The sequence below is a fragment of the uncultured Agitococcus sp. genome, from assembly GCF_937920075.1.
Classification (GTDB): Bacteria; Pseudomonadota; Gammaproteobacteria; order Pseudomonadales; family Moraxellaceae; genus Agitococcus.
In genome coordinates this window covers 1-10,971 of sequence record NZ_CALETI010000269.1, presented here as the reverse complement: position 1 = coordinate 10,971, position 10,971 = coordinate 1, and the positions used below count along the sequence as shown (strand labels likewise).

General features: G+C 38.9%; 7 protein-coding genes. 1 reads left to right on the top strand and 6 read right to left on the bottom strand.

Annotated elements, in window-relative coordinates:
- Nucleotides 1-1,182 (bottom strand): polyphosphate:AMP phosphotransferase (pap, locus tag Q0212_RS09255; protein ID WP_297924763.1); only part of this gene is annotated, 1,182 nt, incomplete at its 3' end.
- A 96-nt stretch (nt 1,183-1,278) separates the two neighbouring features.
- Between pap and Q0212_RS09250 the strand changes: the two genes are divergently transcribed.
- On the top strand, nt 1,279-1,944 hold the full coding sequence (locus tag Q0212_RS09250; protein WP_297924762.1) for a YoaK family protein: 666 nt from the start codon (nt 1,279-1,281) through the stop codon (nt 1,942-1,944).
- Here Q0212_RS09250 and ligA read toward each other — a convergent pair.
- The 5 genes from ligA to Q0212_RS09225 all read right to left on the bottom strand — a co-directional run.
- The gene (gene ligA / locus Q0212_RS09245; RefSeq protein ID WP_297924761.1) at nt 1,941-3,995 is read right to left on the bottom strand and encodes an NAD-dependent DNA ligase LigA; all 2,055 of its coding nucleotides are present in this window, start codon (nt 3,993-3,995) and stop codon (nt 1,941-1,943) included. The two genes, Q0212_RS09250 and ligA, sit on opposite strands and share 4 nt — an antisense overlap.
- Before the next feature lie 243 nt (nt 3,996-4,238).
- Nucleotides 4,239-5,093 carry a cell division protein ZipA gene (gene zipA, locus Q0212_RS09240; RefSeq protein WP_297924760.1) on the bottom strand — a complete coding sequence of 285 codons (855 nt, stop codon included), beginning with the start codon at nt 5,091-5,093 and terminating at the stop codon, nt 4,239-4,241.
- A 22-nt stretch (nt 5,094-5,115) separates the two neighbouring features.
- Entirely contained in the window at nt 5,116-8,592 is a 3,477-nt protein-coding gene (gene smc / locus Q0212_RS09235) for a chromosome segregation protein SMC (RefSeq protein ID WP_297924758.1), read from the bottom strand.
- 338 nt (nt 8,593-8,930) lie between these two features.
- A complete protein-coding gene (locus tag Q0212_RS09230; protein WP_297924757.1) occupies nt 8,931-9,626 on the bottom strand; it encodes a GntR family transcriptional regulator in 696 nt (231 codons plus the stop codon).
- Nucleotides 9,627-9,759: 133 nt separating this feature from the next.
- Nucleotides 9,760-10,971 (bottom strand): DUF748 domain-containing protein (locus Q0212_RS09225; RefSeq protein WP_297924755.1); only part of this gene is annotated, 1,212 nt, incomplete at its 5' end.

Below are 10,971 nucleotides of genomic sequence, written 5' to 3'. Positions count from 1 at the left end.
TTCAAAGTCATTAATTTCGCCATAAGCTCTTAACCATTCATGTTCTTGGCAAAAGCTTTCTACCCGTTCCACCAAGACTCGGCCATACCATGACCGATCAAAAATGCTTATTCTTCCCTTACGTGGAATATGACGCCAGAAACGCCACAAATAAGGCTGTACACGTTCCTCTTCACTCGGAGCTGCCACAGGAATAATTGTGTATTGGCGTGCATCCAGAGCAGCGGTAATTCGTCTTATACTGCCTCCTTTACCTGCGGCATCATTACCTTCAAAGACTGCAATAACACTATGTTCTTTAAACTTTGGATGACGGCTGAGTAAATTTAGTTTTCCTTGCCATTTTTCCAAATCTTCTTGATAATCTTTTTTGCTATAACTTTTGTCTAAGTCTAAGGTATCTAATAATTGTAAATTGTCGATTGGCGGTAATAAGGGTGCAGCATCACTTTGAGTCATGACAATAGGTTTTTGTGCTAGTCGTTGTTTGATTTCTTGTAGTATAAATTTTCCTACAGTCAAACTTCGATAATTAGCATCCTCACCTTCAACCACAATCCACGGAGCTTCAGCGGTACTCGTTTCACGTAATACGGATTCAGAAACTTCTCTAAATTTGTCGTATTGTTTAAAATGTTGCCAATCTTGCTCCGTCACACGCCAACGTGTTTTGGGGTCTTTTTCTAATTGTTCTAAACGTTGCTTTTGTTTGTCTTTGGATAAATGAAACCAAAACTTTAATAACAACACCCCTTCGTGTGCCAACATTTTTTCAAATCTAACGATTTCATCAATTTGGTGATGCAATTCTGAGGCTTTAATCTCACCTGCCACCCGTTCAATAATCGGGTCTGTATACCAAGAACCAAATAAAATACCAATTCTGCCTTTGGCTGGTAATGACCGCCAATAACGCCACATTCTTGGCCGCTCTTCTTCTTCATCCGAAGGTTGGCCAAACGCACAAGTCGAAATTAAACGCGGATCCATCCATTCATTGAGCAAATTCACAGTTTCTCCCTTACCTGCACCATCAACACCATTAATTAAAATCACCACAGGAAAGTCTTTATGCTCTTTTAATTCGTACTGTGCATCCAATAATGCTTCTCTGAGAATTGGTTCTTCAACTTTATAAATCGCTTTTTCAATTTTGTGGCCAATTTCGGCTGACTCAAACATTTATCTATCCTTCTATCAGTTATAATTGGTGGCTATTATTAATTAAGTCTTAATCCTTACAAATTGTAATGTCAAGTTTATCTGTGAAATCACGCTATGACGCAAAAACTCCCTGCATGGATCGAAATTGGTGCTTTTATTTTAGCGTTAATTGCTGGCTTAATTAATGTGGTTGGCTTGCTTGGCTTTCAACATCAATCCGTATCACACTTAACGGGTACTGTTTCTTTATTTAGTTTAAAAATCGTTCAAGGCGAATGGCTAGCCGTGCAACATTTTATGGGTGTGATGCTGAGTTTTTTTATGGGTGCTATGCTCAGTGGTTTAATTATTCAAAATGCCACACTCAAACTCGGCAGACGTTATAGTGTTGCGCTATTTATAGAAAGTCTTTTGTTAATTTTTGCGCTGATTATGTTGCAAGGCAATTATAGTGCGGGTGATTTTTGGGCTTCTGCTGCTTGTGGTTTACAAAATGCGATGATTAGCACTTATAGTGGTGCCGTCATTAGAACCACTCATGTGACAGGTACGGTGACTGATTTAGGGGCGTTAATTGGTCAATATTTGCGTGGTCATAGTATTGATAAACGCAAAATTGGCTTGTATTTAATATTATTAGGCGGGTTTATTGCTGGTGGATTAATAGGTGCTTATGGCTTTCTGCATTACAGTTATTATGTGTTGCTGATGCCTATTTTAGCCACACAAACTCTGGCTGTCTTGTATGCGTGGTATTGGTATCAGCAACAAAAAACTTAAGCTTGATGTTCTTGTAACAAAGCTATTAACTGTTGCTCATCCCAAACCGTCACGCCTAACTTTTGAGCATCGGCCAATTTAGAACCTGCTTCTGCACCTGCAACCACAATAGTGGTTTTTTTGGAGACGCTACCACTAACCTTAGCGCCTAGCTGTTGCAATTTTGTTTTAGCTTCATCTCGTCCCATTGCTGTTAATGAGCCTGTTAGCACCCAAATTTGCCCCGTTAATGGTTGTGTACCACGTTGCTCAATTGCGGGCCAATTCACACCTGCTGCTTGCATTTTAGCAATCATTTGTTGATGAATTGGCTCTTGAAAATACGCCACAATCCATTTTGCCGAGACCTCACCAATATCAGGCACTTGTTTTAAGGTTTCCTCTGTGGCTTGTTGAATGGCTTCTAAGCTTGCAAAATGTTGTGCTAAGGCTAAAGCGGTACTTTCTCCCACGCCACGAATACCCAAGGCATAAATAAAACGTGGCAACGTGGTAGTTTTACTTTGCTCAATGGCATTAACAATCTTCTCGGCTAAACGCTCTCCCATGCCCTCAATATTTTTGGCTAAGATTTTTTCTTTCGTTAATGCATACAAATCAGCAATATTACTAATTAAGCCAATTTCTAAAAATTGCTCTAACCAACGCTCACCCAAACCATCTATATTCATCGCTTTACGTGAGACAAAATGTGCTAAACGCCGCTGTACTTGTGCTTCGCAATAAAAATCGCCCGAACAACGAGCAATCACGCCTTTTTCGTCTTGGACAATGGCTGATTGGCAAACAGGACATTGACTAGGAAGAGTAATTACTTGGCTCTGTTCTGCTTTGTGTAATACCTGTGTCACTTTAGGAATTACATCCCCTGCACGACACACTTCAATGGTGTCACCAATCGCCAAATCTAAACGTTTAATTTCGTCCATATTATGCAAGGTAATATTACTAATCGTCACACCACCAACAAACACAGGTTTTACACGAGCGACAGGCGTTAATGCCCCTGTTCGTCCCACTTGAAAATCAACGGCCTCTAACATGGTACTCGCTAATTCGGCAGGAAATTTATAGGCAGTTGCCCAGCGTGGCTCACGACTAACAATGCCTAATCGTTGTTGTTTAGCTAGCTCATTGACTTTAATCACCACCCCATCAATGTCATAAGGTAATTGACTACGTTGCTGCTGAATTTGAGCAAAAAACTGGGCGGCAAACTTAGCTCCAATACCTGTTTGAATTTGGTCACTAATGGTAAAGCCCAAGCTTTTTAGCCACTGTAAAACTTCATATTGGGTTTTTGGTAATTCTTGGCCATCAATTTGGGCAACAGCATAGGCATAAAATGCCAAAGGTCGTTGGGCTGCAATTTTGGGGTCTAACTGGCGAACACTGCCTGCCGCCGCATTGCGTGGATTAGCAAAAATTTTTTCGCCTTTTTGTTGAGCCTCCGCATTTAATTTATGAAAACCCGCTTTAGGCATTAAGACCTCACCACGCACTTCTAATATTGCTGGTGGTGTTAAGGTATTTAACTGTAATGGTAAATTTCGAATGGTTTTTAGATTATGACTAATATCTTCGCCCGTCGTGCCATCACCACGTGTTGCACCTTGTTTAAATAGTCCATTCTCATAAATTAAACTAATCGCTAAACCATCTAATTTTAATTCGGCACAATATTCAATATCACTACTCGTTTCTAAACGTTCTTTTATTTTGCGTTCAAAATCGTTTAATTCATCTTGGCTAAATACATTGCCCAACGACAACATCGGTATTCTATGCTCAATACTATTAAATGCCGATAATGCCTCACCGCCAACTTTTTGTGTGGGTGAATCTGGATTTTGTAATTGCGGATAATCTTTTTCTAATTGTAGTAATTGCCTAAATAAAATATCGTATTGTGCATCACTAATTTGTGGATTATCTAACACATAATAACAGTGATTATGATGACGTAATTGCTCTCTTAAGTATAATGCCTGCTGAATAATTTGTTCCGATAACACGTTTTCATTCCCAAAATTAAATTCAAAATTACTCATACTGATAATGACTCAAGACAAAAAAATATACTAGCTAGCTACGCTATTAAACGACTACTTATGACTTACACGATTATCACTGGTTTATTCACATTTACCGCATCCACCAGAAAGCGTGCTAATGTCAGTAAAATACGTAAGGTATTTCTGACGCAAAAACAAAGCCCCAAAAATGGGGCTTTTGTTTTTCTAGACTTATATTTATTTACAATAAGTCTATGGCTCTATTATGACGATAGAAGATCAAACAGCTTTGCTCATCAAGTGGTGACGAGTAAACTCCATAACAAATTCACGGTAATGTTCCGTTAACTGACGGTTTAATGGTTGTTGATTTTGATCTAATACTTGGCCACAGAATTCATGAGCTAAACGCTTAGCCGTGTCAATCATCATATCATAAGCTAATAAAGGTTGTTGATTTGGTAAGGCAACAAACAAGGTCACGGCATTAATAAACTCAGAACCCATTGCTTCTAAATCAAATGCACCTGATTCATCAACACGAGCCATGCTAAATAATACTTGGCCATGGCCATTTGGATGTTCGTGACGATGGAACATACCCATTTCGCCAAAACGTAAACCATAATTTGATACGGCCTTTAATAAACGCTCGCCATCAAAAGGCACACGACCAGAAGTCACATATAAAACCACATAGTCTTGACCTTCAACCACTTTACTTTGTGATTGAGACATCGCAACAGTGTCGATAAATTCATCATCAGCAACCGTTTCTTCCTCTTCGGCAACAGGCTCAATACGTGGCTCGTGGCGAACTGGTAAAATTGCCACATTGCTTTGCTGAACAACAGGTTGCTCAACAACAAACTTCACAGTGTCTAACTCTTCATTAGCGGCAAAAGTCTGTGTAAAATCAGTAGATTGCTCTGCAGCTAATACAGGCTCAATATTACCTACTTTAGGTAAATGTGTACGTGAAGCACGTGCAATAATCGGAAAACCATCAACAATGGTACATTCATCAGTTAAAGCAGGCTCAATACGAGCTTGTTGTTTTTTCTGCTGGGACAAATCAAATATTGTTTTGGCCAACACAACGAGAGCAACCACAAGGGCGATCCCGATTCCCATTTCCATCGTCATAACAGATCTCTCAGGCAGCGGCTAAGGCTGCGGCTTGTTCTACATTAACGGTCACCAAACGTGAAACACCAGGTTCATGCATGGTAACACCCATTAATTGCGTTGCCATCGACATCGCAATTTTATTGTGTGTGATATAAATAAACTGTACTTGCTGCGCCATTTCTTCCACGAGTCGGCAAAAACGTCCTACATTAGCGTCATCTAATGGTGCATCCACTTCGTCTAGTAAACAAAATGGTGCAGGATTTAATTGAAATATCGAAAATACTAGGGCTAAAGCCGTTAATGCTTTTTCACCACCCGATAATAAATGGATGGTGGCATTTTTTTTACCCGGTGGTCGCGCCATAATACTCACGCCACTGGTTAAGGTATCCTCTCCCACTAAACTTAATGACGCCATACCGCCACCAAATACTTTAGGGAATAAATGCTGTAATCCTTCATTTACCCGATTATAAGTATCAATAAATAAACTACGTGTTTCTTTATCAATATGTTTAATCGCTGCTTCTAATTTAGTTAATGCCTCTTCTAAATCTTGGGCTTGATTATCTAAATACTGTTTTCTTTCTGCTTGCTGTTGATATTCATCAATCGCGGCTAAATTAATAGCACCTAATCGCGATATTTTATTGGCTAATTGCTCCAAACGCATTTGCCATTCTGACTCATTTATTTGCACATTTAGATAATCGGCTATTATCTCGGTATTAATATTAAATTCTTTTAACTGCTCGACAATATGGCCTTGATGTGCCGATAAATTTTGCCATTGCAAACGATTTTTTTCTAATTGTTGACGTAATGGTTCTAAAGACATTACCAAGCTTTGGCGTTGCTGTTCCAATTGTCGATAATATTGAGTCACCGAATGCAAATCTTGTTCCATTTGCTGTAATGTTTGTTCAGCAATTAATTTTTCTGCCATTAATTCTTCGAGAACTAATTTTAATTCAGCCACAGGTTCTATTAATGCTTCAATATCACGCTGCATATCCACAGTTTGTTGATCTAAACTCATTAAATAATGTTGCTGACGTTGTTTATTTTGACTTAATGCTGCTAAACGAGTTTCTAAGCCTTGAACTTTTAATGCCGTTTGATGATTTTGTTGTTGGGTTTGCTGCACACTAAAACGCGCATTATGTAATAATACTCGGTTATTTTCTCGAGCTTGTTGTAAATCCTCAATCAACAATTGCTGTTCTTGTAAATCTTGTAAATGCTGCTCTAACTGCATCCGTGATTCAGCTAATGATTCTTGATCTAATTCGCTTTGTTCGGCTAACTCGGCTAGCTCTTGGCGCAAACGCTGGGCTTGTAATTGAGTTTGTGTTAATTGTGCCTGTAATTTGGCTAATTTAGCTTGCTCCGCACCACGCTGCTGTAAATGGCTCGACAGTTGGCGCTGTGCTTGTAAACGCTGCTGTTCCATTTGTTGTTGTAATTGATTGAGCTGCACTTGCTGTTGTTGCGCTTCACTAATCTCTTGGTGCAAATGCGCTAATTGCTGTTGTAAAGCCTCTAAGCTGTGTTGACGAGCTAAAACACTATCTTCACCTTTACCCAACACTTTCAACCATGTTTTACCAACACAATAACCATCTTCGGTGATAATAGACTCACCATTAGCCAGTTGTTGACGTTGTGCCAAGGCTGTTGGCAAATCGGCAACGGCATAAACCTGTGTTAATAAATCTTGGGCAATCTCTGAAACAAGATTTTGTGCGAGGCTTCCCTGTTTTAATGCTGTGTTTGCACCACGCTCAATCAACACTAATGCGGGACTTTGGCTAACATCAATTTGGCTAATATCATCAACCACAATCGCTTTTAATACATCAGCTAACACAGTTTCGACCAAAGGCTCAAAACCCTGTTCTACTTTTAATACCTCAGCCAAACGTGGCTGCTCAGCTAAGCCTTGTTGTTGTAACCAACGATACTGCTGTTGATTATCACGTCCCACGGCTGCTTGTTGCAAAGCTTGTAAGGCGGATTGTTGGCCTTCAGCTTTTTGCTGTTCACTTTTGAGTTTATGTAAGTTTTGCTGTAACTGTTGTGACTGTTGTGCGGCCTGAGTAAGCTTGTCGCTTAATTGTTCAAGCTCAGCTTGTTCATCTTGTAATAAGACATCAAGCTCAGCCAAAGCTTCTTGCTGCATCGCCACATCATCTAATAAACCATCGGTCGCAAACTCAGCTAACTCTTTTTGCAAGCGTTGTTGACGTTCTTGGCTACGCAATAAAGCTTGCTCATAAGCTTGTACTTTAGCTTGCCATACTTGCACTTGTGAGGTGCTTTGGGCGATTTGTTGTTGCTTAATTTCGTAAGCTTGTTGCTGTTGCAATAAGTTTTGCTCAGCATCAAATAATTGGCTGTTTTGTTCGGCTAATAACGCATGCAATTCATCAAGCACAGGCTTCAATTCATTAAGTTGAGCGTCCAACATTGCCCATTCTTCGGCATCTTGCACCGATTCTTGTTGTGCTTGTTGCTGACGTAAAACCACGCTCTGTTGTTGTTGCAATAATTGCTGACGATGCTGTTGCAAATGGGCAATTTGTTGTTGGTTTTGATTGATACTATTCGCTACACCATAAACATGATTTTGAGCACCATGTAAATCTTGATGAGCTTGTTCTTCTTTTTGACGCTCAAGCACCAAAGCTGCTTCTAAATGCTGTTGCTGATCCAATGACTGCGCTAACTGTTCGGCTTGCTGTTGAATTTGCAATTCATATTGGGCAAGCTCTTGCTGAATAGTCTGCCAACGCCATGCAAATAATTCGATTTTAGTTTGACGTTCTTCGGTTTTTAAGGCGCGATATTTTTCGGCAGCATCCGCTTGCTTTTGCAGATGGCTTAACTGACGGGTTAATTCATCACGAATATCATTTAAACGCGCTAAATTATCACGCGTATTAGTTAAACGGGTTTCTGTTTCTTTGCGACGCTCTTTATAACGAGAAATACCTGCGGCTTCTTCAATATAAACCCGTAACTCTTCAGGGCGCGCTTCAATTAAGCGTGAAATCATCCCCTGTTCAATAATTGCATAAGAACGAGGGCCTAATCCTGTTCCCAAAAAAATATCAGTAATATCTTTACGACGACAACGGCTGCTATTTAAAAAATAATCAGATTTACCATCACGATTGACTTGGCGACGGACACCAATTTCATTATAACGGGCATATTCTCCGCCTAATGTGCCATCACTATTATCAAAAATTAATTCAATACTGGCTTGGCCAACAGGTTTACGGCCACTAGAACCATTAAAAATAACATCCGCCATTGACTCGCCACGTAAATAACGCGCAGACGACTCACCCATTACCCAACGAACGGCATCGATAATATTGGATTTACCACAACCATTTGGCCCTACGATGGCAGATAAATTCGTAGGGAATGGCACAGTGGTGGCATCCACAAATGATTTAAAACCCGCTAGCTTAATACTTTTAAGGCGCATGGTTATTTATTCATTAATTAGGGGTAAAAGATAAATCATCCATAAACGAATGAGCTGATTTTTGATTGAAGCTATCAAAAATTTTGATTAACAAACTTTTAAGTCTGAAAACAGCGCTTTACGGCGTCCTTGTAGTAAAAATCGTACAAATTCTATCGAAAAAAATAGACAGCTTATCGGTAATTTGCAACAAAATATTGCAAAAATGCCAAATAAATCGCTTTTTTAGAGTAAATATTCTTTTTGAATAATTTTTAGGCAGAAAATAATAAAAGATACTGTGAAAACTCTTAATGTTAATACTGAGATTTACCAAAAATTCAGTAAATCTCACTATATTAACGTCGTGAGCGTTGCGCCCACGCCAATTCGATTTGTTTCATTCTTGCTAATGAATCTAACACCAAATTACGCAAATGACGGCAAAAATCATCAACTAATGCTGAAGCTTGATCACCTTTACGCATTAAAATCGCTTCTACAATTGATTTAAAATGATTATGCGCTTCTTGTAATTCACGTTTATTGGTATGTAAGGCTAAATAATAACTACGTTGTAATGCTGGCTGAAGGTCTTCCAACATTTCCTCAATATAACTATTCATCGCAAAACGACAACTTAAATGAAAAAATTCAAATGAACCTTCATAAAATGCTTCAATATCGCCCTGACGAGCAACATTTTGGAGTTTATCTAATAAAGACGTAAATGGTTCTACATCATGTTGACGCCAATTATCAGCCGCGCGACGCGCAATTAAGCCTAATAACAAAGCAATCATTTCAAATAAACTACGGATTTGTTGGGCAGACATTTCCGAGACTACCGCACCACGACGCGGATAAATTTCGATTAAATGACGACGTTCCAAAATCAATAAGGCTTCACGAACAGAGCCACGACTGACATTAAGCTCGTTGGCGATACGCAACTCTTGAATACGCTCACCTTCAACTAAGTCACCTGTAACAATTTGTCGTCCCACATGTCGAGCAATTTGTTCTGCTAAACTCTCTGCCGCTTTAAAAGCCATGATTCACACCCTGTATAGCCTAATAAGAACAGTCGATAAAATGACCTTGTTCTATTTGTACCCATTCACAAAAAGATGCTAGCATGAGCCACTATACAGTCTCAACAACTTTTGTCAAACAATCTTACATATTTTAATCCTGTTTTAAGGTCAAATTAGTAATAACCTGTTGATTTTGAGATAATTCAACGGCATTAGGTTCTAAGATAAAAATCCGATTAGCGGCTATTTGATATTTTTCAACTAATTGATTTCTAATGCTCTTTGCCCGCTCTAAAGCCAATTGTCTTAAATCACCTTCAGTAACAGGCTGTGCTTGAATCAATTTATCAATTAATGTTTGTTGATAAATAGCCGTTTGTGTGGTCAAACTCTGTCCCTCTGCGCTCGGTTTTAGCGTTAATACTTTTTGTTGTGCTAAAGCTTCTGTACCTATTTGTTGACTATAGAGCTTTTCTAATAAGCTAATACTGATCGCTTGATTAGGATAATTGCTATTCCATAATTGCTTAAATTTTGCTTGTTGTAAGGCTGCCAACTCTTGTTGTTGATTAAAATTACCTCGTACCTCTATTTGTAAATCAGCTTTCTTTTGCAAAATATCGGCTACTTTTTGCACATTGGTACTGGCTTGTTCATTAAGCTGGCTATTAGCTAGGTCAAAGGGAATATTATCAATATCATCTTGGCCATTGACCAAACCTGCTAAAAACCTAAACGGAGCGGTTGCTACTTTGGTCACAACATTGACCACAGCCTGCCAAATAATTGGGCCTACTTTAAATTTTGGGTCATCTAAACTGCCTGTAATGGGAATATTTAAGTCAATCACGCCATGACTATCTTTTAAAATGGCTAGAGCCAATCGTAAAGGTAAATTTTTGGCATCAGGACTGTCTACCCTTTCTCCCAAAGTCAGTTGATTTAAAACCACTTTATTACTAGCCACCAATTGCCGATTGGCCACTTGATAATTTAAATCTAGGGATAATTTTCCTTTATCAATACGATAGCCTGCAAATTTAGCCGAGTAAGGCGTAAGAGTCGTCAATTCAACATTATCAAACTTTAACGCAATATTGGTCTTCTGATCAGGCTTAAAAGGGTTTACTTGCCCTTTAATCACCGCTTTACCATATTGGTCAACACGTCCATTTAATTGAACCGTAGCTAATTTATTAGTCTGTGTAGAAATATGATTAATTTGGCCTGACAAAGCTTGAATCCCTGTGGCAAATTGTGGGGTTAAACTTAAATCGGCAAATAACATAGAGCCATCGTTGACTTGTACTTTATCAATATTCAAAGGCATAGTTTGCTTATTATTTTTAGTATTAGTTTTACT